The organism is Leifsonia xyli, assembly GCA_001647635.1.
GTDB classification, from domain to species: domain Bacteria; phylum Actinomycetota; class Actinomycetes; order Actinomycetales; family Microbacteriaceae; genus Leifsonia; species Leifsonia xyli_A.
This window is the reverse complement of the sequence record CP014761.1, coordinates 1,179,978-1,206,058: the sequence shown is the minus strand read 5'-3', so window position 1 is coordinate 1,206,058 and position 26,081 is coordinate 1,179,978. Positions and strand designations below refer to the sequence as shown.

Annotated in this window: 20 protein-coding genes and 2 pseudogenes; 14 read left to right on the top strand and 8 right to left on the bottom strand. The window is 70.0% G+C overall.

Annotated features, from left to right (window positions below):
- Positions 1 to 59 precede the first annotated feature (59 nt).
- A complete protein-coding gene (locus tag A0130_05905; GenBank protein ID ANF31264.1) occupies positions 60 to 1,040 on the top strand; it encodes an aldo/keto reductase in 981 nt (326 codons plus the stop codon).
- 109 nt (positions 1,041 to 1,149) lie between these two features.
- On the opposite strand, the gene A0130_05900 is transcribed toward A0130_05905, so the two are convergent.
- Positions 1,150 to 2,022: a hypothetical protein gene (locus tag A0130_05900; protein ANF31263.1), complete on the bottom strand. Its 873-nt coding sequence runs from the start codon at positions 2,020 to 2,022 to the stop codon at positions 1,150 to 1,152.
- A gap of 150 nt (positions 2,023 to 2,172) precedes the next feature.
- Entirely contained in the window at positions 2,173 to 3,384 is a 1,212-nt protein-coding gene (locus A0130_05895; protein ANF31262.1) for an MFS transporter, read from the bottom strand.
- Positions 3,385 to 3,605: 221 nt separating this feature from the next.
- On the opposite strand from A0130_05895, the gene A0130_05890 reads away from it, so the two are divergent.
- From A0130_05890 to A0130_05860, 7 genes and pseudogenes are all read left to right on the top strand, one after another.
- Positions 3,606 to 6,074, top strand: a complete 2,469-nt coding sequence (locus A0130_05890) for a ribonucleotide-diphosphate reductase subunit alpha (protein ANF31261.1) — start codon at positions 3,606 to 3,608, stop codon at positions 6,072 to 6,074.
- Positions 6,075 to 6,175: 101 nt separating this feature from the next.
- Positions 6,176 to 7,165 (top strand): ribonucleotide-diphosphate reductase subunit beta, encoded by a 990-nt coding sequence (locus tag A0130_05885; protein ANF31260.1) that lies wholly within the window; start codon positions 6,176 to 6,178, stop codon positions 7,163 to 7,165.
- A 23-nt stretch (positions 7,166 to 7,188) separates the two neighbouring features.
- Positions 7,189 to 8,066: pseudogene (locus A0130_05880) on the top strand (thiosulfate sulfurtransferase).
- 236 nt (positions 8,067 to 8,302) lie between these two features.
- Positions 8,303 to 9,202, top strand: a complete 900-nt coding sequence (locus A0130_05875) for an ABC transporter substrate-binding protein (protein ANF31259.1) — start codon at positions 8,303 to 8,305, stop codon at positions 9,200 to 9,202.
- Positions 9,203 to 9,208: 6 nt separating this feature from the next.
- Positions 9,209 to 10,192 (top strand): ABC transporter permease, encoded by a 984-nt coding sequence (locus A0130_05870; protein ANF31258.1) that lies wholly within the window; start codon positions 9,209 to 9,211, stop codon positions 10,190 to 10,192.
- A gap of 14 nt (positions 10,193 to 10,206) precedes the next feature.
- On the top strand, positions 10,207 to 10,959 hold the full coding sequence (locus tag A0130_05865) for an ectoine/hydroxyectoine ABC transporter ATP-binding protein EhuA (GenBank protein ID ANF33316.1): 753 nt from the start codon (positions 10,207 to 10,209) through the stop codon (positions 10,957 to 10,959).
- A gap of 16 nt (positions 10,960 to 10,975) precedes the next feature.
- Positions 10,976 to 11,728, top strand: a complete 753-nt coding sequence (locus tag A0130_05860; GenBank protein ID ANF31257.1) for a short-chain dehydrogenase — start codon at positions 10,976 to 10,978, stop codon at positions 11,726 to 11,728.
- A 13-nt stretch (positions 11,729 to 11,741) separates the two neighbouring features.
- Here A0130_05860 and A0130_05855 read toward each other — a convergent pair whose 3' ends face one another.
- Positions 11,742 to 15,620: an ATP-dependent helicase gene (locus A0130_05855; GenBank protein ANF31256.1), complete on the bottom strand. Its 3,879-nt coding sequence runs from the start codon at positions 15,618 to 15,620 to the stop codon at positions 11,742 to 11,744.
- A 124-nt stretch (positions 15,621 to 15,744) separates the two neighbouring features.
- On the opposite strand from A0130_05855, the gene A0130_05850 reads away from it, so the two are divergent.
- The 4 genes from A0130_05850 to A0130_05835 are packed head-to-tail and all read left to right on the top strand — an operon-like array spanning position 15,745 to position 20,579.
- Positions 15,745 to 17,358 (top strand): long-chain fatty acid--CoA ligase, encoded by a 1,614-nt coding sequence (locus A0130_05850; GenBank protein ID ANF31255.1) that lies wholly within the window; start codon positions 15,745 to 15,747, stop codon positions 17,356 to 17,358.
- 19 nt (positions 17,359 to 17,377) lie between these two features.
- Complete coding sequence (locus A0130_05845; protein ID ANF31254.1) at positions 17,378 to 18,211, top strand: 2,5-diketo-D-gluconic acid reductase; 834 nt, start codon at positions 17,378 to 17,380, stop codon at positions 18,209 to 18,211.
- 57 nt (positions 18,212 to 18,268) lie between these two features.
- Entirely contained in the window at positions 18,269 to 18,679 is a 411-nt protein-coding gene (locus A0130_05840; GenBank protein ID ANF31253.1) for a hypothetical protein, read from the top strand.
- 37 nt (positions 18,680 to 18,716) lie between these two features.
- The gene (locus A0130_05835; protein ID ANF31252.1) at positions 18,717 to 20,579 is read left to right on the top strand and encodes a hypothetical protein; all 1,863 of its coding nucleotides are present in this window, start codon (positions 18,717 to 18,719) and stop codon (positions 20,577 to 20,579) included.
- On the opposite strand, the gene A0130_05830 is transcribed toward A0130_05835, so the two are convergent.
- The 4 genes from A0130_05830 to A0130_05815 form a co-directional block, all read right to left on the bottom strand.
- Positions 20,557 to 21,171: a 5-amino-6-(5-phosphoribosylamino)uracil reductase gene (locus A0130_05830; GenBank protein ANF31251.1), complete on the bottom strand. Its 615-nt coding sequence runs from the start codon at positions 21,169 to 21,171 to the stop codon at positions 20,557 to 20,559. The two genes, A0130_05835 and A0130_05830, sit on opposite strands and share 23 nt — an antisense overlap.
- 13 nt (positions 21,172 to 21,184) lie before the next feature.
- A complete protein-coding gene (locus A0130_05825) occupies positions 21,185 to 21,520 on the bottom strand; it encodes a hypothetical protein (protein ANF31250.1) in 336 nt (111 codons plus the stop codon).
- A gap of 99 nt (positions 21,521 to 21,619) precedes the next feature.
- The gene (locus tag A0130_05820; protein ID ANF31249.1) at positions 21,620 to 22,513 is read right to left on the bottom strand and encodes a branched-chain amino acid aminotransferase; all 894 of its coding nucleotides are present in this window, start codon (positions 22,511 to 22,513) and stop codon (positions 21,620 to 21,622) included.
- Positions 22,514 to 22,549: 36 nt separating this feature from the next.
- Positions 22,550 to 22,825, bottom strand: a complete 276-nt coding sequence (locus A0130_05815) for an acylphosphatase (protein ID ANF31248.1) — start codon at positions 22,823 to 22,825, stop codon at positions 22,550 to 22,552.
- Positions 22,826 to 22,950: 125 nt separating this feature from the next.
- Here A0130_05815 and A0130_05810 point away from each other — a divergent pair, with 125 nt between their 5' ends.
- Positions 22,951 to 24,468 carry an SAM-dependent methyltransferase gene (locus A0130_05810; protein ID ANF31247.1) on the top strand — a complete coding sequence of 506 codons (1,518 nt, stop codon included), beginning with the start codon at positions 22,951 to 22,953 and terminating at the stop codon, positions 24,466 to 24,468.
- Between the two features lie 2 nt (positions 24,469 to 24,470).
- Here the strand turns inward: A0130_05810 and A0130_05805 are convergent.
- A pseudogene (locus A0130_05805) lies at positions 24,471 to 24,970 on the bottom strand (metal-dependent phosphodiesterase).
- 47 nt (positions 24,971 to 25,017) lie between these two features.
- Between A0130_05805 and A0130_05800 the strand changes: the two are divergent.
- Positions 25,018 to 26,049, top strand: a complete 1,032-nt coding sequence (locus A0130_05800; protein ANF31246.1) for an aldo/keto reductase — start codon at positions 25,018 to 25,020, stop codon at positions 26,047 to 26,049.
- The last annotated feature ends 32 nt before the right edge of the window (positions 26,050 to 26,081 follow it).

Sequence of the window (26,081 nt, the reverse complement as noted above, 5' to 3'; positions counted from 1 at the left end):
ACCGGCGGGCCGCGTGCCCGCCGGTTCTGCAGTCCCGGCGAAACGCCTACGCTGGCGGTATGGAACAGCGCATCCTCGGCGGAACCGGACGGGAGGTGTCGGTCGTCGGACTCGGCACGTGGCAGCTCGGAGCGGACTGGGGGGACGTCTCCGAAGACGACGCCCTCGCCGTGCTCGAGGCGGCCGCCGAATCGGGCGTCACTTTCTTCGACACCGCGGACGTCTACGGGGATGGGCGCAGCGAGCAGATCATCGGGCGCTTCGTCACCGAGCATCCCGAGCTGCCGCTGACGGTCGCGACCAAGATGGGCCGCCGCGAGGCCCAGGACCCGGCCAACTTCACGCTCGCGAAGTTCCGGGAGTGGACGGACCGCTCTCGCCGCAATCTCGGGGTCGACCGCCTCGACCTCGTGCAGCTGCACTGCCCGCCGACCCCCGTGTTCTCGACCGAGGCGGTCTACGACGCCCTCGACACGCTCGTCGAGGAGGGCGCGATCGAGAACTACGGCGTGAGCGTCGAGACGGTGGACGAGGCGCTCGCCGCGATCGCGCACCCCGGCACGGCGACGGTGCAGATCATCCTCAACGCCTTCCGCCTCAAGCCGCTCGACCGGGTGCTGCCCGCCGCGCGGGAGGCCGGCGTGGGCATCATCGCGCGGGTGCCGCTCGCCTCAGGACTGCTGAGCGGCCGGTATACCGAGCAGACGACGTTCTCGGCGGACGACCACCGGAACTACAACCGCGACGGCTCGGCGTTCGACGTGGGCGAGACCTTCTCGGGTGTGGACTACGAGGAGGGCGTGCAGGCGGCGCGCGAGTTCGCGGCCCTCGCCCCAGAGGGCGTGACGCCCGCGCAGGCGGCGATCGCGTGGATCGTCGCGCAGGACGGCGTGACCACCGTCATCCCGGGCGCCCGCTCGCCCGAGCAGGCGCGCGCGAACGCGGCCGCGGCATCCGTCTCCCTCCCCGCCGACTTCGACGCCGCCGTCCACCGCATCTACGACACCCACTTCCGGGCCGCCATCCACCCCCGCTGGTAGCCCGCCCCGTCTCCTCCCCCCCGCGCCCCGCCCCTCCCACCTTTCACTGAAGTGCAGCTAGTCGTGCACTTTTGCGGCGTGTCGACCGCAACTACCTGCCCTTCGATCGTCATGGGCGGACGCGGAGGAGTTGACGGAGGCGCGCGATCAGTTCCGCGGGGTCCTGGAGGTCGGATGCGGTGACCCGGACCATCCGCCAGCCCACGTCCTCGACGCGTTCGCGACGTCGGATGTCCCGCTGCCAGACCTCACGGTCGATGCGGTGCACATCGCCCTCATATTCGAGGACGACGCGCGCCTCGACGTATGCGAAGTCGACGCGCGCGACGAAGCCACCTCGGGTGTCGAGGATGGTGTGGTTCAGCCGCGGCTCGGGGAATTCGTAATCGGCGAGGAGCATCCGCAAGCGTGTCTCGCCCGGCGACTCCGAACCCCTTCGCACCTGCTCGAGCGCCACACGCGCGCGGCCGATTCCACGCCGTCCCGCGGACGCGGCTATGGCCGCGGCGAGCTTCGCACGATCGGAGAGCGGACGCTGACCGCCCACCAGGAAGTCGCCCGCGATGACGAGCGCCGAGCTGCCGACCACCTGGGCGAGGTCCAGCCACGTCTGCTCGGGGGTCGTTACCGGGAAACCGTCGACATGTCGCACCTCCCACCGGGACAGCTTGTGGCCGACGAACCCGTCGATCTGAGGCGCCCTGCACGGATCGGGGACGGTGACGTGGATGTCGGACGGGAGTTCCTGCGGCAGAGGCACGCCGTAGAGGATCGCGGCGGTGGTGTGGCTGAAGGCGAAGTCGACGCGTCGATGGAGCGCGTAGGCCCGCAAGCGATCGGCCAGACCGGCATGCGTTCCGACTATGCGAATCCCTCGAATGGGTCGGACGAGTTCCCCTGAGCGCAGCCGATGCGGCCGGGCGCCGGAAGCGAGTGCCGACCTTACGGGGAATGGCATCCGGTCGAGGTGCGAAGATTCCATCCCCGCACCCTGCCACCGCCGTACCCGCGCTTCCGGACTTATCCACACCCCGGAGCTGCGAAGGGCAGCTAGTTGCGGTCGACACGCCGCGAAAGTGCGCAACTACCTGCACTTCGGGAGGCGGGAGGGGCGACGCGGGAGGGAACGGGGCTAGGAGGGCTGGACGGGGACGGGCTCGGTGTCGGGGATGGGGGAGGCGTCGCGGCCGCGCAGGTCGGGGTGGATGCGGTAGGCGAGGGCCGGGACGACGAAGCCGACCAGGGCGAAGGCGCCGGCGACCCAGAACGCGCCGACGGCGCCGGTGCCGTCGATGAGGAAGCCGGCGAGGGCGGAGCCGAGTGCGGCGCCGATCAGCTGCCCGGTGCCGACCCAGCCGTAGGCCTCGGCGGTGTCGGAGAATTTGACGCTCGCCGAAACGATGGCGAACAGCACGGCGAGGGCGGGAGCGATCCCGAGTCCGGCGATCAGCAGCGTGATCGACAGGCCCCACCACGACCAGAGCATGAAGGTCGAGAGCACGATGCCGACGAAGACGATGAGCATGCGGCGCGCGGTCGCCCACGGGCCGATCGGCACGTGACCGAAGGCGAGGCCGCCGACCAGGGAGCCGAGCGACCAGATCGCGAGCACGATGCCGGCGAGCGGCGACCCCTCGCCGAAGGTGGCGACGACGCCCGCCTCCACTGCCGAGCACGAGCCGATGAGCAGGAAGCCGACCACCGTGGCGAGCAGCACCGGGGGACGCGCCAGCACCGTCCCGAAGCGCCGCTTGCTGCGCGGGATGCGCACCCGGCCGACCTCCGGCGAGGCGATGAACCAGAACCCGCCCACGAGCATGATGGCGACCGACATCAGGATGCCCTCGACCGTGCCGATCTGGGTCGAGACGAAGGTGATCGCGACCGGGCCGGCGATCCAGATGATCTCCTGCGCGGACGCATCGAGCGAGAACAGCGGGGTGAGCTGCCGCGAGTTGACCATCTTCGGGTAGATGGTTCGGACGGCGGGCTGGATGGGCGGCATGCAGAGGCCCGCGAAGAACGCGACTCCCATGGTCAGCGGGATCGGCATGACGATCAGGCCGATCGCGGCGACCGCCGCGGAGCAGAGCAGCAGGGTCGTCCAGAGCACGAGGCGCATTCCGAGCACGCCCATCAGGCGGCTCGTCATCGGGCCCGCGATCGCCTGCCCGATGCTCATCGCGCCGAGGACGAGACCCGCCGCGCCGTAGGAGTCGTGCACGCGCTCGATGTGGAGCAGGAAGGCCAGCGACAGCATGCCGAACGGGAAGCGCGCGGTGAGCTGAGCCGCGATGATGCGGGCGACGCCCGGCGTCTTCAGAAGGCTGGAATAGCTGCTCACAACGGTCAACACTATCGGTCCGGAAAGGCGCGTCCAGAGGTTCCCACAGAGGTCGTGTCCCCCTTCACGGGGTGTGGAAACTGTGCATAAGTTGTCCCCACCTGTGGACGACACGCCCACTAGATGTGGGGGGATGGAAATGTCGGACCCCCGCTATATAGTGGTCGAGCCGCTGGGTGATGCGGCAGAGCGAAGAGGGAGATGCAGTGGCTATCACAGTCGTGAAGCGCAACGGCGAGCGGGAGCCGTACGACGCCAACAAGATCAACCTGGCCATCGAGAACGCGGCCCAGGGTCTGGACGAGAACATCACGTGGGTGACGCAGATCGCGAGCGAGCTCGAGCTCACGCTGTTCGACGGCATCACGACGCAGCAGCTCGACGAGGCGGTCATCCAGGTCGCCCTCCAGAACGTCAAGGACGACCCGGCGTTCGACACCGTCGCCGCGCGCCTCCTGCTCAAGACGATCTACAAGCGCGTCCTCGGCGACTACGAGGGCAATGACGAGCTCGTGCAGCTCCACGCCGAGCGCTTCCGCGGCTACATCGAGCGCGGCGTCGCCGAGACGCTCCTCGACGGCCGCTTCACCACGGCGTTCGACCTCGACCGCCTCGCCGGCTACCTCGACCCGTCGCGCGACGAGCTGCTGAAGTACATCGGCGTCGTCACCCTCAACAACCGCTACGGCATCAAGGCTCGCAACGGCGACTCCCTCGAGGTGCCGCAGTTCTTCTGGATGCGCATCGCGATGGGGCTCTCGCTCAACGAGGCCGACCCGACCAGCCACGCCATCGCCTTCTACGAGAAGATGTCGAAGCTCGAGTACCTGGCGGCCGGCTCCACCCTCGTCAACGCGGGCACCGCGTACCCCCAGCTGTCCAACTGCTTCGTCATGGAGATGCAGGACGACATCGAGCACATCGCGAAGAGCGTCCGCGACGTCATGTGGCTCACCAAGGGCACAGGCGGCATCGGCCTCTCGGTCACCAAGCTGCGCGCCCAGGGCTCGCCCATCCGCTCGAACAACACCACGTCGACCGGCCCGATCCCGTTCATGCACACGATCGACTCGGTGCTGCGCGCGGTCAGCCGCGGTGGCAAGAAGTTCGGCGCCCTCTGCTTCTACATGGAGAACTGGCACATGGACTTCCCGGAGTTCCTGGACCTGCGCCAGAACTCGGGCGACCCGTACCGCCGTACCCGCACCGCCAACACTGCGGTGTGGATCAGCGACGAGTTCATGAAGCGCGTGCAGAACGACGAGGACTGGTACCTCTTCGACCCGCTGGAGGTCGCCGACCTCAACGAGCTGTACGGCAAGGCCTTCTCGGAGCGCTACGCCCACTACGTCGCCGAGGCCGAGGCCGGCAACCTCAAGATGTTCAAGAAGATCAGCGCACGCGCGCAGTTCAAGGACATCCTGATGAGCCTGCAGACCACGAGCCACCCGTGGCTGACCTGGAAGGACACGATCAACAACCGTGCCCTCAACAACAACACGGGCACGATCCACCTCTCCAACCTCTGCACCGAGATCACGCTGCCGCAGGACCGCGACAACGTCTCCGTCTGCAACCTGGCCTCCATCAACCTGACCCGGCACCTGGTCGACGGCAAGATGGACTGGGAGCGCATCGAGGCGAGCGCCCGCCAGGCGGTGCGCCAGCTCGACAACCTCATCGACATCACGGTGTCGAGCGTGCCGGAGGCGGACTACTCCAACCAGCAGAACCGCGCCATCGGCCTCGGCGTCATGGGCTTCACCGACGTCGTCGAGAAGCTCGGCCTCAGCTACGAGAGCGAGGAGGCGTACGCCCTGATCGACGAGATCATGGAGCACGTCTCGTACGCGGCCATCGACGAGAGCGCCGACCTGGCGCAGGAGCGCGGCGCGTACCCGAACTTCGAGGGCTCGCGCTGGTCGAAGGGCCTCGTGCCCTACGACTCGATCGCGCTCACCGAGGCAGACCGCGGCGTGCCGATCACGGTCGACCGCACCATCCGCCTCGACTGGGACCGCCTCCGCGAGAAGGTCAAGGGCGGCATGCGCAACGCGACGCTCATGGCCATCGCGCCGACCGCGTCCATCGGCCTCGTCGCCGGCACAACGCCGGGCTTCGACCCGCAGTTCTCGCAGATCTTCAGCCGGTCGACCTCCTCGGGCAAGTTCCTCGAGGTCAACCGCAACCTGGTCGAGACGCTGCAGGAGCGCGGCATCTGGCAGGACGTCCGCGAGGCGATCCTGCGGTCGCAGGGCGACATCCAGAACATCGCCGAGATCCCGGACGACATCAAGGCGACGTTCAAGACGAGCTTCCAGCTCTCGCCGTACGCCTTCATCGAGGTCGCGGCCCGTGCGCAGAAGTGGATCGACCAGGCGATCAGCCGCAACATGTACCTCGAGACCCGCGACCTCGGCGACATGATGGACATCTACTACGCGGCCTGGGAGAAGGGCGTCAAGACGACGTACTACCTCCACATGAAGCCGCGTCACCAGGCCGAGCAGTCGACGGTCAAGGTCAACAAGGCCGAGGAGATCTCGGGCGGCCGCAAGGGCTTCGCGTCCGTCGGCGCCGGTGCGCCGGCCCAGGCCGCCGCTCCCGCCGTCACCGAGACGGCTCCGGCCGCCGCACCCGCTCGTCGTGGCTTCGGCTTCGGAGGTCTGACCGGGGGTGACAACAAGTGAACAGCACCAAGATCGAGGAATACTACGTGCCGGTCGACCCGATGGACGACCTGCAGTGCGAGTCCTGCCAGTAACCCTGAAGTAAAGAGGAGAACGAGACCATGGGGATTCTGGGCACCGGAATCGAAGAGGGCCTGCTGCTGAAGCCGGTCAAGTACCAGTGGGCGATGGACCTGTACGACCAGGCCGTGGCGAACACCTGGTTCCCGAACGAGATCCAGCTCGGCGAGGACATCGCCGACTTCAAGCGGATGACCGACGAGGAGCGCCACGCGGTCACCTTCCTGATGAGCTACTTCAACCCGAACGAGCTGCTGGTCAACAAGGCGCTGGCGTTCGGCGTCTACCCCTACATCAACGCGGCCGAGGCGCACCTCTACCTCGCCAAGCAGATGTGGGAGGAGGCCAACCACTGCATGTCGTTCGAGTACGTCCTCGAGACGTTCCCGATCGACCGCGAGCAGGCGTACAACTCCCACGTCGACGTGCCGTCGATGGCGAAGAAGGAGGAGTTCGAGGTCAGCTTCATCAAGCGGATGACCGAGCAGACCCTCGACATCTCGACCACCGAGGGCAAGCAGGACTTCATCCGCAACCTTGTGGCGTACAACGTCATCCTCGAGGGGATCTGGTTCTACTCGGGCTTCATGGTGGCGCTCTCGTTCCGCCAGCGGAACCTGCTGCGCAACTTCGGTTCGCTGATCGACTGGGTGGTGCGCGACGAGTCGCTGCACCTCAAGTTCGGCATCAACCTCATCCTGACGGTGCTGGAGGAGAACCCCGACCTGCAGACGCCGGAGTTCGCCGCCGAGATCCGCCAGATGATCCTCGACGCCGTCGAGATGGAGGAGCAGTACAACCGCGACCTCCTGCCGGGCGGCATCCTGGGCCTCAACGCCAACTACATCAACCAGTACGTCCGCTACCTGGCGGACCGCCGGCTGGAGGAGCTGGGCTTCGAGGCCGAATACAAGGTCTCCAACCCGGCAAAGTGGATGGCGACCGCCAACGACACGCTGGAGCTCGTGAACTTCTTCGAGTCCACGAACACCTCCTACGAGTCGAACGCGAAGGCGTCGAGCGGTCGCTGACGCGAGCACTCGATGCTGACGACATGACCACGGAGTACTCTCCACTGATCAGCGCCGCCGCGCTGGACGTCGCTCTCGGGGCAGAGTCCCTGTGGAGCGGCGCCGGCGGGCGGCGCTCGACGTGGCGCGTCCTCGACGTGCGCTGGAAGCTCGGCGGCCCGCCCGGCCGCGAGGAGTACGAAGCTGGGCACATCCCGGGTGCCGTCTACGTCGACCTCGACACGGAGCTGGCCGGACACGGCGCGCCGACGGACGGGCGGCATCCGCTGCCGGAGGAGTCCGCGTTCCAGGAGGCGGCGCGGACCTGGGGGCTGAACGACGGGGACTCCGTCGTGGTCTACGACGACGTCTCCGGCACCTCCGCGGCCCGGGCGTGGTGGCTGCTGCGTCACGCGGGCGTCCGCGACGTCCGTGTCCTCGACGGCGGCCTCGCCGCCTGGCGCGCCGCGGGGATGCCGGTTCAGATCGGCCCGGTGCTGACCGCCCCGGTGACGTCACGGTACGGTTCGGCGAGCTCCCGACGCTCGACGCCGACGGCGCCGCGGCCCTCGCCGACGCGGGCAACCTGCTCGACGCGCGCGCCGCCGAGCGGTACCGCGGCCAGGTCGAGCCCGTCGACCCGCGACCCGGGCACATCCCCGGCGCGGTGAGCGCGCCGACGACCGACAACCTCGGCGCCGACGGCCGGATGCTGTCGTCCGACGAACTCGCAACACGCTTTTCCGCGCTCGGCGTCAGCGCTGAGGCACCGGTCGGCGTCTACTGCGGTTCCGGTGTCACCGCAGCCCACGAAGCCCTTGCCCTCGTTGTGGCCGGATTCCCGATGCCGGCGCTGTACGCCGGTTCGTACTCGGCCTGGTCGAACGACCCGGCCCGTCCCGTGGCGCTCGAGAACCGATAGCGGATCGAGACCCGGCGGCGCGTTCTCGCCGCGACGACGGCGATGAGCACCGCGAGACGGCCCAAAACGCGGATTTCGCGCTCGATGAGCACGAAACGTGATGGAAACGTCCGTGAAAAACGCTGTTCCCTGCGCGAATTAGTGTTGAGGGGCGGCCTCGCCGCTGGGGTATCCTCCCCTTACCCGTGCAATACGCATAGACACATTCCTGCACCAGGAAGAAGGACAACGACAACATGCGCATCCGATCCGCGGCCCCCATCGCCGCCGTCGCCGCCGTTGCAGCCCTCGCGCTCACCGGTTGCGTCGACAACTCCACCCCGTCCTCCAGCTCAACGTCGAGCGCCGCGGCGGACGTGAAGAAGGACGACACCCTCGCCGGCCAGCTGCCCGCCAGCGTCAAGAGCGCCGGCAAGCTCGTCGTCGGCATGGACAACACCTACCCGCCGAACGAGTTCAAGGACGACAACGGCCAGCCCGTCGGCTGGGAGGTCGACCTGGCCAACGCGATTGGCGCCAAGCTGGGCGTCAAGACGGACTTCGCCATCGCGAAGTTCGACAACATCATCCCGAGCATCACCGGCGGCAAGGACGACTACGGCATGTCGTCGTTCACCGACACCACCGAGCGCGAGCAGCAGGTCGACTTCGTCAACTACTACTCGGCCGGCATCCTCTGGGCGTCGGCCAAGGGCAAGGACGTCGACCCGGACAACGCCTGCGGCTTGAAGGTCGCCGTCCAGTCGACCACCTACGAGGACACCGACGAGGTGCCCGCCAAGTCGAAGAAGTGCACGGATGCGGGCAAGCCCGCCATCCAGGCCCTCCGCTACGACACCCAGGACGACGCGACCAACGCGGTCATCCTCGGCAAGGCCGACGCCCTGAGCGCCGACTCGCCCGTCACCCTGTACGCCATCTCGAAGTCGGACGGCAAGCTCCAGGAGGCCGGCAAGACCTTCGACGAGGCGCCCTACGGACTCCCGGTCAAGAAGGGCTCCGAGCTCGGCCCCGTGCTGCAGAAGGCGGTCCAGGCCCTGATCGACGACGGCACCTACAAGAAGATCCTGGACAAGTGGGGCGTCGCCGACGGCGCCGTCGAGAAGGCCGACTTCAACGCGGCCTCGAAGGGCTGACCTTTCATGTCCCAGAGCAACACCGCTCGGCCGGCGACGGGATCCGTCCCGTCGCCGGCGGGCTCCCGCTCCGAGCCGATCAAAGCGATCAAGCTCAAGCACCCGTGGCGGATCGTCTTCGCCGCCATCCTGATCCTGCTGGTCGTGTGGTTCATCGTCGACGCATCCCAGCGCTCCGCGTACGGCTGGCAGTATGTCGGCAAGTACGTCTTCGACAAGCGCATCAGTGCGGCTGCGCTCGTGACCCTCGAACTGACCGTGTTCTCGATGATCATCGGCGTCATCCTGGGCCTCATCCTCGCGGTGATGCGCCAGTCGCCGAACCCGGTCGTGAAGTCCGTCGCGTGGGTCTACCTGTGGATCTTCCGCGGCACCCCGGTGTACGTGCAGCTGGTCTTCTGGGGCCTGTTCTCGCTGATCTACCCGCAGATCTTCCTCGGCGTGCCGTGGACGAACATCGGGTTCGACATCAACCTCGGCTTCATGCAGAACGCGTTCATCATCGCGATCATCGGCCTCGCCCTCAACGAGGCGGCATACATGGCGGAGATCGTGCGCGCCGGCCTGCTCTCGGTCGACAAGGGCCAGGAGGAGGCGGCGACCGCACTCGGCATGTCGTGGGGGCAGACGATGGGACGCATCGTCATCCCGCAGGCGATGCGCGTCATCATCCCGCCGACGGGCAACGAGGTCATCTCGATGCTGAAGACGACCTCGCTGGTGGCTGCTATCCCGCTCACCACCGACCTGTACGGCGTCGCCCGCGACATCTCGGCGGTGACGTACACGCCCATCCCGCTGCTCATCGTCGCGTCGCTGTGGTACCTGCTGTTCACCTCGCTGCTGATGATCGGGCAGTACTTCCTCGAGAAGCGGTTCTCGCGCGGCGTCAACGCACGCCGCCCCGACCGCAACGAACCCGCCCTCGCGACCGGCGCCCTGCCGGCCGCGGGCGCACCCGACGGAAACGACCTCGGAGGCAAGGGATGACCGACACGACCCCGATGGTGCTCGCCGAGGGCGTCTCGAAGAGCTTCGGCTCGAATGAGGTGCTCAAGAGCATCGACCTGAAGGTGAACCCGGGTGAGGTGCTGTGCATCATCGGCCCGTCCGGCTCGGGCAAGTCCACCTTCCTGCGCTGCATTAATCACCTAGAGCGCGTCGACGCCGGCCGGCTCTCGGTCGACGGCGAGGTCGTCGGCTACCGCCAGCACGGCGACAAGCTGTACGAGCTGAAGCCGAAGGAGGCCGCCCGCCAGCGCCGCGAGATCGGCATGGTGTTCCAGCGGTTCAACCTGTTCCCGCACATGACCGCGCTCGAGAACGTCATCGAGGCGCCCATCCGCGTGAAGGGCATCTCGAAGGCCAAGGCGGTCGAGCGCGCGAACGAGCTGCTCACCCGCGTCGGCCTGGCCGACAAGGGCGACCACTACCCGTCGCAGCTGTCCGGCGGGCAGCAGCAGCGCGTCGCGATCGCGCGGGCGCTGGCGATGGACCCGAAGCTCATGCTGTTCGACGAGCCGACCTCGGCGCTCGACCCGGAGCTGGTCGGCGAGGTGCTGGATGTCATGAAGGGCCTGGCCGCCAGCGGTATGACGATGGTCGTCGTGACGCACGAGATGGGCTTCGCCCGCGAGGTGGCGGACGAGCTGGTCTTCATGGACGGCGGCGTGGTCGTCGAGTCCGGCGACCCGCGCGAGGTGCTCGGCAACCCGCAGCACCAGCGGACGCAGGCGTTCCTGTCCAAGGTGCTGTAGCTGACAGGATGGGGGGATGACCGAACAGCGTCGTCCCCTCGTCCTGGTCACCGGCGTCGGCCGGCCGAACGCGATCGGCACCGGCATCGTCCGGCGACTCGCGACCGACGGCTGGGATGTCGCGTTCGCCGACCTGGAGCCCGAGCCCGGGTTCCCGGAGGCGCTGACCGGCGAGGTGGAGGCTGCCGGTGGTCGCGCACTCGCGCTGACCGTCGACCTCTCCACGGCCGACGGCCCGGAGGATCTCGTGGCCCGCGTGAACGACGCGCTCGGGCCCATCCACGCCCTCGTCGGCAGCCACGCCTACTCGGTCGACAGCGGGCTGCTCGACACCGGCGTCGAAGCGTTCGACCGCCACTTCGCGGTCAACACGCGCGGCTCGTGGCTGCTGATCAAGGCGTTCGCCGAGCAGTATGCCGCGAACGGCATACCGGCGGGCTCCGGCCGGATCGTCGCGCTCACCAGCGACCACACCGCGTACAACCTCCCGTACGGCGCGAGCAAGGGCGCGCTCGACCGCATCGTGAAGGCCGCGGCCGTCGAGCTCGCGCACCTCGGGATCACGGCGAACCTGATCAACCCGGGACCCATCGACACCGGCTGGATGACGCCCGACCTCGCCGAGGCCCTCGCCGACGAGACCGCCCTCGGCCGCCTCGGCACCCCGCGGGACACCGCCGACCTGGTCTCGTTCCTCCTGTCGCCGTCCGGCGGCTGGATCAACGGCCAGCTCCTCCACTCCAACGGCGGCTTCCACCTCGGCGTCTGACCGAGGCGAGGAGCTAGGAGCCGAGGACCTTGCGGATGCGGGGGAGGGAGACGGTCTCGGCCGTGCCGAGAGACTGGGCGAACAGCGAGACGCGGAACTCCTCGAGCATCCAGCGTGCGTGGACGATCGCGGGCGGCGACCCCGGCGCGAGCGGGATGCGGCCGCCGGCGTCCGTGTAGAGCGCGATGGCGGTCTCGACCTGCGTCTGCCAGGCGCGGTCGCGGCCCGGGTTGGTCGGGAGGGCCTGCATCCGTTGGGTGATGCCGGCGAGGTAGCGGGGGAGGTGCCGCAGCTGCTCAAGGCCGGTCGCCGACACGAAACCGGGATAGACCAGTCCCGCCAGCTGCCCCTTGGCGTCGTTCAGCGCCGCCAGGTACGTAAGCGCCGTCACGCTCGAGATCGCCTTCTCGGCGGTCCGGGCGGCGGTGAGGATGCGCGTGACGAGCGCGACCGTCTCGAACATGGAGTCCATCACGATCCCGGAGACACGGTCGCGGACCGCCTCGAACTCGGCGCGCATGAAGATCTGACCGTCGGGCTTCATCCGGTACAGCACCGAGTCCACGACGGCGAGCAGGCAGTCGTCGAACAGCGCCTTGGTGTTCGGGTACGGGCTGGCGGCGAGGGTCAGCTTCTCGTTCGAGGTCAGGTGCTGCTGCACGTAGGCGACGGGCGAGGGGACGCTCGCGAGCAGCAGGCGACGCACGCCGCCCGGCATGGCGCGCGCCTGCTCGGCGGGCGTGCCCATGAGCCGGATGCTTACGGAGGCGCCATCGTCGACGAGAGCCGGGTACGCCCGGATCACATTCCGCGTGCCTCCCGGGCCCGTGTGCTCCGAGTCCACGAAGCGGGGCAGCTCATCGAGGTCCCAGGTGGTGATGCCCGACCGTTCGAGCGCGTTCGGCGTGCGCGCCTCGGCGACCTTCGCCACCGAGTCGCGGGCGCGCGACCGCAGGCGGTCCTGCAGGGCGCCGAGGTCCTTCCCGCTCGCCATCGGCCGACCGCGCTCGCCGACGACCTGGAACGTCGGCCGCAGGTGCGGCGGCAGCCGGTCGAGGTCGAAGTCGCTCCCGCTCACCCGCGAGCCGGTGAGCCGCGAGATGGTCGCGGCGAGGGTGTCCGCCAGCGTCCCCGCCGGACGCTCGCCCTCGTGGGCGCGCATCCCGGCCGTCCCGGAGAGCTCACCCAGCAGCCGCTGAGCCCAGTCGGCGGCAGGCACGACCTGTCGGCGGATCGCCTTCGGCAGCGACTTGATCATCGCCGTCACGAGCTCGTGGCGCAGGCCGGGCACCTGCCAGTCGAAGCCGTCCGGCAGCAGGCCGGCGAGCAGCGGCAGCGGCACCTGGACGGTCACGCCGTCGTCCTCGGCTCCCGGCTCGAACCGGTAGCGCAGCGTGAGCCGCTGGTCGCCCTGCCGCCACACCGGAGGGAACGCCTCCTCGTCGACCTCGGCGGCATCCTCGTCGAGTAGCGCCTCCGGCGTCATCGTCAGCAGGTCCGGCGTCTCCTGCCGCGCCTTCTTCCACCAGCCCTCGAACGACCGGGTGGACACGACCTCCGCCGGGATGCGCTTGTCGTAGAACTCGAAGACGGCCTCGTCGTCGTTCAGGATGTCGCGGCGTCGCGTCCGCTCCTCCAGCTCGCGCAGCTCGGCGCGCAGCTTCCGGTTGGCGCGGTCGAACGACTGGTGCGAGTCCCATTCGCCATCGACCAGCGCGTGGCGGATGAACAGCTCGCGCGACAGCTCGGCGTCGATGCGGGCGTACTGGACACGACGGCGCGGGATGATCGGGACGCCGAACAGGGTCACGCGCTCGTAGGCGACGACCGCGCCCTGGTTCTTCTCCCAGTGCGGCTCGCTGTACTGCCGCTTGCAGAGGTCGCCGGCGATCGGCTCGGCCCAGGCGGGGTCGATCGCGGCGTTCATCCGGGCGAAGAGGCGCGAGGTCTCCACGAGCTCGGCGCTCATGACGGCGTTGGGCTGCTTCTTCGCGAGGGTGGAGCCGGGGAAGATCACGAACCGCGTCTGCCGGGCGCCGAGGTATTCGGACTGGCGCGACCGCGGGCCGCTGCCCTTCGCGCCGCCGCCGCGCGTGTTGGTGCCGGCGTCGCGCGCATCCTTCAGCCCGATATGCGACAGGAGGCCCGCGAGCAACGACTTGTGGATTCCGTCCGGGTTGACGGAGGGCTCGCCGATCGTCAGCCCGAGCGGCTTGGCGAGCTGGCGGAGCTGCCGGTAGACGTCCTGCCACTCGCGCACGCGCAGGAAGTTGAGGTACTCCGCCTTGCAGAGGCGACGGAACGCGCTGGACGACAGCTCCTTCTGCTGCTCCTCGAGGTAGTTCCAGAGGTTGAGCAGGGTGAGGAAGTCGCTGGTCGGGTCGGCGAAGCGGGCGTGCTTCTCATCGGCGCTGCCGCGCTTCTCGACGGGACGCTCGCGCGGGTCCTGGATGGTGAGCCCGGCGACGATCGCCATGACCTCGCGGGAGGTGCCGTGCCGCTTCGACTCGACGACCATGCGAGCGAAGCGCGGGTCGATGGGGAGCTGGGCGAGCTGGCGTCCGACGCCGGTGAGCTTGGTGTCGCCGCCGCCTGCGGTGATCGCGCCGAGCTCGGTGAGCAGGTCGAGGCCGTCCTTGATGCCGCGCGAGTCGGGTGGCGTCAGGAACGGGAACGCCGCGATGTCGCCGAGCCCGAGCGAGATCATCTGCAGGATGACCGCCGCGAGGTTGGTGCGCAGGATCTCCGGCTCGGTGAACTCCGGCCGCTTCTCGAAGTCCTCCTCCGAGTACAGGCGGATGGCGATGCCGTCGCTGGTGCGGCCCGACCGGCCGGAGCGCTGGTTCGCGCTGGCCTGCGAGATCGCCTCGATCGGCAGGCGCTGCACCTTGGCGCGGACGCTGTAGCGGCTGATGCGCGCGGTTCCGGCATCCACCACGTACTTGATGCCCGGGACGGTGAGGCTGGTCTCGGCGACGTTGGTCGCGAGCACGACGCGGCGGCGGACGCCGGCGACGGTCGACGGCTGGAACACCTTGTGCTGCTCGGCGGAGGACAGTCGCCCGTAGAGAGGAAGCACCTCGGTTCCGGGCAGATTGCGGCCACGGATCGCGTCGGCCGCATCCCGGATCTCGTTCTCACCGGAGAGGAAGACCAGCACGTCCCCACGGTCTTCGCGGGCGAGCTCGTCGAGTGCGTCGTTGATGCCCTGGAGGTAGTCGCGGTCGACCGAAGGCACGGGATCCGGATCCTCGTCGTCCTCCTCCATCGCATCTGCCACGAGCGGGCGGTAGCGGATCTCGACCGGGTAGGTGCGCCCGGAGACCTCGACGATCGGCGCGGGCGTGCCGTCCGCCGAGGCGAAGTGCGCGGCGAAGCTCTCCGGGTCGATGGTCGCGGAGGTGATGATGAGCTTGAGGTCGGGACGCTGCGGCAGCAGCTGCTTGAGGTACCCGAGCAGGAAGTCGATGTTGAGGCTGCGCTCGTGCGCCTCGTCGATGATGATCGTGTCGTAGGCGCGCAGCATCCGATCGCGCCGCAGCTCGTTGAGCAGGATGCCGTCGGTCATGAGCTTGATGCGCGTCTGCTTGGAGACGCGGTCGGTGAACCGCACCTGGTAGCCCACGAGCTCGCCGACCTGCTGGCCCAGCTCCTCCGCGATGCGCTCGGCGATGGTGCGGGCCGCGATGCGCCGCGGCTGGGTGTGCCCGATGCTCGTGCGCCCGAGCTCCAGAGCGATCTTCGGCAGCTGGGTCGTCTTGCCCGACCCGGTCGCGCCGGCCACGATCACGACCTGGTTGTCGCGGATGGCGCGCGCGATATCGTCCCGCTTCCGGCTGACGGGCAGCTCGGGCGGGAAGACGATGCGGGGGAGGGTCTCGGTGGAAGACATGAGCCTTCCATTCTACCCGCGCACGGTCCCCGCCCGGGGGCGTTGCCCCGCGCCTCCGCGTGACGTAGGTTCGCATCAACCCGGATCGGTTCCGGCGTCGATGAAGACGAGGAGAACCCAACCCATGACTCACGGCTATGCCACCATGTCGGTCGCCAGCATCCTGGCGGAGACGGCGCATCGGATGCCCGACAACGTCGCGCTGATCTTCGCGGGCCACGAGATCCGCTACCGCCAGCTGTGGGATGAGACGCGCGCCTATGCGGGGGCGTTGCGCGACCTCGGCGTCGAGCCGGGGGACCGGGTGGCGCTGATGCTGCCGAACGTGCCGGACTTCCCGCGCGCCTATTACGCGGTGCTCGCGCTCGGCGCGGTCGTGGTGCCTATCCACGCGCTGCTGAAGGCGGAGGAGATCGCGTACGTGCTGCGGGACTCGGGTGCCTCGGTGCTGATCTGCGCCGCGCCGCTCCTGGGCGAGGGCTCGCGCGGGGCGGGGCTCGCCGGCATCCCGACGCTGTCGGTGCTGGTGCCGGACGAGATGTGGGAGCAGGCGCCGTTCCCGCGGCTCGAGGAGCTGGCGGTCGCGGCCGAGCCTATCGACACGTATGTGCCGCGCGACCCGCTCGACACGGCGACCATCCTGTACACGAGCGGCACCACGGGCAAGCCGAAGGGCGCGGAGGGCTGCCACTTCTCACTGGTCGAGCAGGTCAACGTGCTGCTGTCCGGGACGCTCGACCTGACGCCGGAGGACCGCATCCTGGGATGCCTCCCGCTGTTCCACACGTTCGGCCAGACCTGCGTGATGAACATGGGCTTCCGGGCCGGAGCCGCCGTGGTGCTGGTGCCGAAGTTCGACGGCGCGACCGCGCTGCAGCTGCTCAACGCGCACGGCTGCACCGTCATGACCGGCGTGCCGACCATGTACATCGCGCTGCTCGAGGCGGCCAAGACCAACCCGGACCGTCCGCCGCTGCGCTACGGCATGAGCGGCGGAGCGGCCATCCCGGTCGCCGTCATCGAGCGGATGAAGGAGGTCTACGGCATCGACGTGCACGAGGGCTACGGCCTGACCGAGACCTCGCCCGTCGCCTCGTTCAACCACCGTGGCCGCCCGACGCGCGTCGGCACCGTCGGCACGCCGATCTGGGGTGTGGATGTGGAGATCGCCGACCCGGAGCTCGACGACCGCATCGAACTGCTCCCGCGCGGCGAGCTGGGTGAGATCGTGGTGCGCGGCCACAACCTGATGAAGGGCTACCTCAACCTGCCGGAGGCGAACGCGGAGGCGGTCGTCGACGGCTGGTTCCGGACCGGCGACCTCGGCACCAAGAGCGACGACGACTACATCACGATCGTCGACCGCAAGAAGGACATGATCGTCCGCAACGGCTACAACGTGTACCCGCGCGAGGTCGAGGAGGTGCTGTCGACGCATCCCTCGGTCGCGATGGTCGCCGTGTTCGGCGTCGCGCACGACACGCACGGGCAGGAGATCATGGCAGTTGTCACGCTGATGCCCGGCAGCGCGGCCGAGGGGGACGAGCTGGTCGCGTTCGCGCAGGAGAAGGTCGCGGCTTACAAGTACCCGCGGCGCGTGGAGATCCTGGAGGCGCTGCCGCTCGGCCCGAGCGGGAAGGTGCTGAAGCGGGAGCTGGTGGCCCGGTTCGAGGCGGAGGCGTCGGCGGACGCGTCGGCGAACACCGCAGCGGACACGGAGGCGGCGGCGACCTCCTGACGCTGGTACCGTGGCGGATATGGTTGCAAACGCAAATACTCCGCTCCTGACCCTGAACAACGGGACCACCATCCCGCAGCTCGGTTTCGGCGTCTTCAAGGTCGACCCGGCCGAGACGACCCGCATCGTCGCCGACGCGCTCGAGGTGGGCTACCGCCACATCGACACCGCCGCCATCTACGGCAACGAGGAGGGCGTGGGCCGTGCGATCGCCGACTCCGGCATCCCGCGCGACGAGCTGTTCGTCACCACCAAGCTGTGGAACGACCGCCAGACCGACGCCGAGAACGCGTTCGAGGAGTCGCTGACCAAGCTGGGCCTGGACTACGTCGACCTGTACCTCATCCACTGGCCGACCCCGCAGAAGGACACCTTCGTCCAGGCGTGGAAGTCGCTCGAGAAGATCTACGCCTCGGGCCGCGCCAAGGCGATCGGCGTCTCGAACTTCCTGGTGCCGCACCTGACCAAGCTGCTCGCCGAGACCGACATCGTCCCGGCCGTCAACCAGATCGAGCTGCACCCGGCGCACCAGCAGCCGGAGGTGACCGCGTTCTCGCGCCAGCACGGCATCGAGATCGAGGCGTGGGGTCCGCTCGGCCAGGGCAAGTACCCGCTGTTCGAGCTGCCCGAGGTCGCGGACGCCGCGGCCGCGCACGGCAAGACGCCCGCGCAGGTCGTCATCCGCTGGCACCTGCAGACCGGCAACATCGTCTTCCCGAAGTCGAACCGCCGTGAGCGCATGGCCGAGAACTTCGACGTGTTCGACTTCGAGCTCACGGCCGACGAGGTGCAGGCGATCAGCTCGCTGGAGCGCGAGGGCCGCGTCAGCGCCCACCCCGACGAGGTCAACTGACGACACCCGGCCCGGCCCGGGGATGCGGTGTCGCATCCCCGGGCTAGGCTCGGTGGGGTGAGGATCACGTCGGTCACCGGGAAGATCATCTACATCGTCGGCGTCTTCGCGCTCATCTTCATCCTCAACATCTTCGTCTTCGCGCGCCTGGTGAATCCCACCTTCGACGTGCTGATCATCGCGGTGCTCAACCTCGCGTACGTCATCGTCGGGGTGCGCATCTTCCGCGGCGAGGGCGAGAACCGCGCCGACCCTCGACCGTGGTGGCGGGCGACCGCGCGGCCCGCGGCCGGGTTCTGGATCGGCGGCCTCCTCGGACTGCTCGCCTTCGTCTCCGGGGTGGGCGCGTTCGCCAGCAACCCGGAGGACGCGTTCATCCCCGCGGTCGCTTGCCTCTCGTACGCCGCGCTCGCCATCTTCTACGTGCACTCCTCCGTGCGGCTGCAGGGGATGGACACCGCCGGCTGACGGTTCCCTTCCGGCTGCGCGGTCGTAGGGTGTGCCCATGGCGAATCGGCTCGGGGATGCGATCAGTCCCTACCTGCGCGCGCACGCGGACAACCCGGTCGACTGGTTCCCGTGGGGTGCGGAGGCGTTCGCCGAGGCGCGGCGCCGCGACGTGCCGGTCATGGTCTCCATCGGGTACGCGACCTGCCACTGGTGCCACGTCATGGCGCGAGAGAGCTTCAGCGATCCGGCGACGGCCGAGGAGCTGAACAGCCGGTTCGTCGCGATCAAGGTCGACCGGGAGGAGCATCCCGACGTCGACGCCGCCTACCTCTCGGCCGCCAGCGCCTTCACCGGCAACCTCGGCTGGCCATTGACGGTGTTCGCGACGCCCGACGGCACCGCGTTCTTCGCCGGCACCTACTTCCCGCCGCAGCCGGTCGCGGGACGGGCGTCGTTCCGCCAGGTGCTCGACGCGGTGTGGGACGCGTGGACTGCCCGCCGCGGCGAGGTCGAGTCGGACGCGGGCCGGGTGCGGGAGGCGCTCGCCGCTGCGGCTGACGCGGCGACCTCCGTGTCCGACCTGCCCGACGACCGGGCCCTGGATGCGGCGGTCGCGCAGCTGGCGGAGGCGGAGGACCCGGAGTTCGGCGGGTTCGGCACGGCGCCGAAGTTCCCGGTGGCGCCCATCCTCGACTTCCTGCTGTCGCGTCCAGCCGGGCACGCGCTCGCGGCGCGCACGCTGCGGGCGATGGCGGAGTCGCCGCTGCGCGACCCGGTCGACGGCGGCTTCTTCCGCTACGCGACCCGGCGCGACTGGAGCGAGCCGCACTACGAGCGGATGCTGTACGACAACGCGCTCCTCCTCGACGCCTACGCGCGCGCGTGGCAGCAGACCGGTGAGGAGTGGGCCGAGCGAACGGCCGACGGCATCGCGGCGTTCCTGCTCGGCGTGCTGCGGCAGCCGTCGGGCGGCTTCGCGTCGGCGCAGGACTCGGAGAGCACCATCGACGGCGCCCGGGTCGAGGGCACCTATTACACGCTGCCGCCGGCCGAGCGCGCACAGCTGGACCCGCCGCCCCTCGACGCGAAGGTGCTCACCGGGTGGAACGGGTTCGCGATCGGCGCGCTCGCTCGCGCGGGGCGCATCCTGGACCGTCCGGTGTGGGTGGCCGCAGCCGGGAAGGCCGCCGACACCGTGCTCAGCAGGCACCGGCGCGACGACGGGACGCTGTTGCGCGCGTCGCTCGGCGACCGGCTCTCGGAGGCGGGTGCGACCCTCGAGGACTACGGCGGGCTCGCATCCGGGCTGCTGGAGCTGGCGCTCGCGTCCGGTGAGGTGGGGCCGGCGGCCGCCGCGCGCGACCTGGTCGACCTGTGCCTGGACGCGGCGGGGGAGGGGACGTGCCCGTTCGAGACTCCGGGCGGGGTCGATCCCGTGCTCGCGGCCACCGGGCTCGCGGTGCAGGTCGATCCGTCCGAGGGCGCCTATCCGTCCGGTCTGTCGTCGCTGGCGCAGGCTGCGCACACGCTGTACCTGCTGACCGGCGAGCGGCGCTACGAGCGGGCCGCGCGCGAGGGGATGCGGATGGTCGCCGCCCAGGCGGTGCGCGTCCCGAGCGCGTTCGGGACGTCGCTGGCGCTGATGTCGCGGCTCGCGGGCGAGGCGGAGCAGCTGGTGGTCGTGCTGCCCTCGCCGGGGGCGACCTCGGACGTGGTGGGCGCCGCCCGACGGCACCCGGCGCCGCTGGTCGCCTTCGCGACCGAGCCGCAGGCGCGCGAGCTGACGGCCTCCGGGTTCGAGCTGTTCCAGGCGCGCACCACCCGCGACGGCCTCCCGACGGCCTACCTGTGCCGCGACTTCGTGTGCCGACTGCCTGCGACGAGCGTCGAGGAGCTCAGCGTCGCACGCGGTAGGTGAGGTGCGCCACTTCGGGCGTCACCCGCTCCCGCACCAGCTCCAGGTCGAGCGGAGGCACCCGGTCGAACACCCGCTCGCCCGCGCCGAGCGTCAGCGGCACGACGTGCAGCCGCAGCTCGTCGACCACGCCCGCCCACAACGCCTGGTTGAGCGTCTCGGCGCCGCCCGCGACCGACACGTCGGCATCGCCGGCGACCTCGCGTGCCTGCTCCATCGCCGAATGGATGCCGTCGGTCACGAAGTAGAACGTCGTCCCGGTCATCTCCAGCTGCTCCCGCGCGTAGTGCGTCAGCACGAAGACGGGCGCGTGATACGGCGGCTCCTCGCCCCACCAACCGCGCCAGTCGCCGAAACGCTCGCCCTCCGCAGGCCACTCGTTGCGCACCGGGCCGAACATCTTGCGGCCCATGATGTACGCGCCGGCGCGGACGATGGCCTCGATCTCCTCGCGGTGGTTCGCGGAGCGCTCGTCGAACATCCAGGCGTGCAGGCGCTCCTCGGCGCCCTCGCCCAGCGGGTGCTCGAGCGACTGGTTGGGCCCGGCGGCGAAGCCGTCCAGCGAGATGGCGATGTCGGCGGTGACGATTCCCATGCGGGAAGCGTAGTCAGGCGCGTTCGACCTTGTCGAGCATCCCCCAGACCGCCTCGCTGAGCTCGGGATGCTCCAGCGCGATGCGGCGGAGCACGCCGTACTCGAAGCGGGTGAAGACGTCGCGGCCGGCGGCGGGATGGTGCGCTCGCGACTGCTCCTCGGCCAGGTCGAACGCTTCGATCGCGCTGGCGCGGAGCGAGATGACGACCTGCTCGTCGACGCTCGGGAGCTCGGGGATGAACTGCCACGGGTCCTCCCCGGCGCGGCAGCGGTGCTCGATGATCGCGGACAGCTCGTCACGCGCCTGCTGGCGCAGGAGTTCGATGCTGCGAGGCACCCGTTCGCTCATCCTGCACCGTCCCTTCCCCTCGGGTGGGTTCAGCCTAGGCTGTGCGGCCGACACCTGCGAATCGGGATGACACGATCGGTCTACCAAGCCGGCCCGGCGTCACTCCGTGCGGGCGAGGAGGTAGGCGTTGAGGTCGGCGGTGAGGGCGGCATCCACGGGGTAGGCGCGGTCGTCGAGGTGTGTGACGGGGGCGGCCTGGCGGACGCTCGACACGAGCCAGAGGGCGTCGGCGGCGCGCACCTCGTCGATCGTGAGCGGGGCGAACTCGGTGCGCAGGCCGCGCGCGGTGAAGAAGTCGAAGACGGCCGCCTGGGTGGTGCCGGCGAGGATGCCCTGGTCGGTGTTCGGCGTGCGGACCACGCCGTCGGTGAGAGTTACCACGTTCGAGGTCGGGCCCTCCAGCGCGAAGCCGTCGCTGCTCACGAACAGCACATCGTCGAAGCCACGGCGCACAGCCTCCCGCTGGGCCGCGCGGTTGACGGCGTAGGAGAGGGTCTTCGCGCCTGCGAGCAGCCACGGCGAGGTCTCGGCCACGTCGTGCCGGACGCCGCGGTCGAGCGTCACGACGCGGATGCCGAGGCGCGCCTGCGTGAAGTCCTCGCCCAGGTCGACGAACAGCCAGCCGCTGGGGACGCCCGAGCCCTCGACGCCGCGGGTGTAGACGAGCTTGGCGTACAGCTCGTCTCCGGCGTCGCCGTTGCGGGTCAGGAAGTCGGCCACTCCCGCGCGCACGGCCTCCCGCCAGACGTCGACCGCCGGGACCGGGAGGTCGAGCAGTTCGGCGGAGTGCGCCAGCCGGGCGAGGTGCGGCTCGAGCGCCTGCGGGTGCCCGTTGATCACGGCGATGGTCTCGAACACGCCGTCTCCTCGGGTGACCGAGAGGTCGGTGATCCGCACCTGCGGTTCGCCGAAGTCGGCCACCACGTAGCCGGGGTCGCCCTCCCGCGGCTCTCCGGTGGGCGTGGTGATGGTCAGCAGGGTCGCGCGCGTCATGCGTCCCATTGTCCCCCTGCCCTCGCGTGAGGGGGGTCAGGCGGTCTCGCGGATGCGGAACGCGTCGTCGTCCGCGGGCTCGGCGTCGGTCACGTCGACGGACTCGACGGACGCGCCGGGCGGCCCGGTGCGCAGCCAGGCGAGCATCCGCTCCACCTGCTCCGGCTCGCCCTGGATCTCGGCCTCCACGGTGCCGTCGACGCGGTTGCGGGCCCAGCCGGTCACGCCGAGGCGCTGCGCGGCCTCGCGCGCGCTCCAGCGGAAGCCGACGCCCTGGACGCCACCGGTCACGATCGCTCGTCTGCGGATCACAGCCCCATTGTGCCCCTGCCCGTCCGATCCTCCAGCAGCGACTGCGGTCGGTCGTCGCGTCCGCGGCGGGGCGCGCACGCGCAGTCGTTCCGAACGACCGCAGTCGCGCCAGGGAGAATGGAGGGATGAGCGAACCCGCCGACCGCATCCCCGATCTCCGTGCCGACCTGATCGCCGCCGGGCTGACCGTCGACGCGCTCACCGAACTCTGGGGGCCGGAGGCGGCGGATGCGCTGCACCGCGGGCAGCGCGTCCCCGCCGAAAGGGCGCTGGCCCGGCGGGAGTCGTCGCCGCTCGGGACGCTCGCGCGGCTCTTCGTGCTCGGTCGGCCGGTCGCCCGCTCCGACGCCGAGGGGGCTCTGCCGGCGCTCGGGGTCGAGGGCGCCGCATCCCTCGGTCTGGTCACGGTCGACGCCGACACCGTCCGCGCCGCCGTTGATCTGCGCCCCTACGGCTTCGTGGACGCCGCCGGCCCCGCAGAGTGGTGGATCGTCTCCGACCTCGGCGAGCTCGCGCTGGGCCACGCACTGCCCGAGGACCACGTGCTCGGCGTCGGCGGAGCATCCCTCACGCTCAGCGGGCTCATGCTGCAGAAGCCGGTCGAGAGCGCGCTCGACCTCGGCACCGGATGCGGCATCCAGGCCATGCACGCCGCCCGCCACGCGCGGCGGGTCGTCGCGACCGACATCTCCGAACGGGCGCTGCGGCTGGCCGCGCTGAACCTCGCGCTGAACGAGATCGACGGCGTCGAGTTGCGGCTGGGCAGCATGTTCGAGCCGGTCGCGGGCGAGCGGTTCGACCACATCGTGTCCAACCCGCCCTTCGTCATCACCCCGCGGACCGAGGGCGTCCCGGCGTACGAGTACCGCGACGCCGGGATGGTCGGCGACGGGCTGGTGGCCTCCTTCGTGAGCGGCTGCGGCGAGCACCTGACCCCCGGCGGCGTCGCGCAGCTGCTCGGCAACTGGGAGTACCGCGGCACCGGCGACGGGCTCGAGCGCGTGCGCGACTGGGTGGACGCATCCGCCGATCCTCTCGACGCCTGGGTGATCGAGCGCGACGTCGAGGACGCGGTGCGCTACGCCGAGACGTGGATCCGCGACGGCGGCACCCGGCCGGGCACGCCGGAGTTCGAGCGGCTGCTCGACGCGTGGCTGGACGACTTCGAGACGCGCGACGTTCGCTCCGTCGGCTTCGGGTACCTGCTCCTGCGCCGCGCGGAGGGCGTGCCGACGCTGCGACGGTTCGAGCGCCTCCACGGGTCGCTCGGTGCGAACGAGGCCGGGCTCGGCGTCCACCTCGGGGAGGCGCTGGCCGCCCACGACCTGCAGGCGGCGCTCACCGACGACGAGCTCGGGCGGCTGCATCCCGTCACCTCGGGCGACGTCACGGAGGAGCGGCACCTGTGGCCGGGCGCGGACGCGCCGACCGCGATCCTGCTGCGGCAGGGCGGCGGGTTCGGGCGGGCCGTGTCCGCGGACACCGGGCTCGCCGCGCTGGTCGGAGCGTGCGACGGCGAGCTGAGCGTCGCCGCGATCGTGGCCGCGCTGGCGCACCTGCTCGAGGTGGATGAGGACGCCCTGCGCGCCGACCTGCTCCCCGCCGTCCGCGGCCTCCTCGTCGACGGCTTCCTGCGCGCCTGAGGTCAGGGGCTCAGGACGGGGACCAGGGTGACGTCGGTGAGGCGGCCGTCAGCGACATCGGCGGTCATGAAGGTGCACACCGGCTGACGGCGGCGGTCGGTCGGCGAGCCCGGGTTCAGCAGGCGAAGGCCGCCGGGGAGACCGTGTCCCACGGGATGTGCGAGTGGCCGAACACGAGGACGTCCGCATCCGGGTAGGCCGCGTCCGCCCGCGTCTCCCTGCCCGTCGCCGGGCCCGTCTCGTGCACGACCGCGAACCGGATGCCGCCCAGCTCGATCCGCGCGACCTCGGGCAGCCGTGCCCGCAGCTCCGGTCCGTCGTTGTTGCCGTAGACGCCGACGAGCCGCCGCGACCGCTCCTCCAGCACGTCGAGCGTCGCCGCATCCACCCAGTCCCCGGCGTGGATGACGACGTCGGCCGCGTCCACCGCCTCCAGCACCGCGGGCGGCAGCGCTCGGGCGCGCTTGGGGACGTGCGTGTCGGAGATCAGGAGCAGCCTCACGAACGCACACAGTAGGCGAACCCGGGCAGCGGGTCTACGTTCGCGCTATGCAGCTACGCAATCTCGGAAACAGCGGAACGATCGTGTCGGAGTTCGCCCTCGGCACCATGACCTTCGGCGCGGAGGCCGACGAGCAGGCCTCCCACGCCATCCTGGAGCGGTACCTCGACGAGGGAGGCAACTTCCTCGACACGGCCGACGTCTACACGGCGGGCGCGTCGGAGTCCATCATCGGGCGATGGCTCGCCCGCAACCCGGGCAGCCGCGACGGCGTCGTCATCGCGACCAAGGGGCGCTTCCCGATGGGCGGCGGACCCAACGACCTCGGCCTGTCGCGCGCCCACCTGCGCACCGCTCTCGACGCCTCCCTCCGCCGCCTCGGCGTCGAGCACATCGACCTCTACCAGATGCACGCGTGGGATGCGCTGACGCCGATCGAGGAGACCCTGCGGTTCCTCGACGACGCGATCAGCGCGGGCAAGATCTCGTACTACGGCTTCTCGAACTACCTGGGCTGGCAGCTCACCAAGGCCGTGCACGTCGCCCGGTCGCACGGGTTCGCGCCGCCGGTGACGTTGCAGCCGCAGTACAGCCTGATCGTGCGCGGGATCGAGCACGAGGTGGTTCCGGCGGCTCTGGATGCGGGCATCGGGCTGCTGCCCTGGTCGCCGCTCGCGGGCGGCTGGCTGAGCGGCAAGTACCACCGCGACCAGGCGCCGACGGGCGCGACCCGGCTGGGCGAGAACCCGACGCGCGGCATGGAGGCGTGGGAGGCGCGCAACGCCGACCCGCGCACGTGGGAGATCATCGACGCCGTGGACGCAGTCGCGAAGGAGACGGGCGCCTCGGCGTCGCAGGTGTCGTTGCGCTGGCTGAGCGATCGGCCCGCGGTGACCTCGGTCATCCTCGGCGCCCGGACGACAGAGCAACTGGAAGACAACCTCGGCGCCGCCGACCTGGTCCTCACCGAGGAGCAGCGCCGCCGCCTGGACGCGGCGAGCACCCCGCGCACCGACATCTACCCCTACGGCGAGCAGGCCGTCCAGCAGCGCCACCGCAAGCGCGAGGGCGGCCGCTAGGGACTTCTTCGCTGGACCTTCCTCGGCGATTC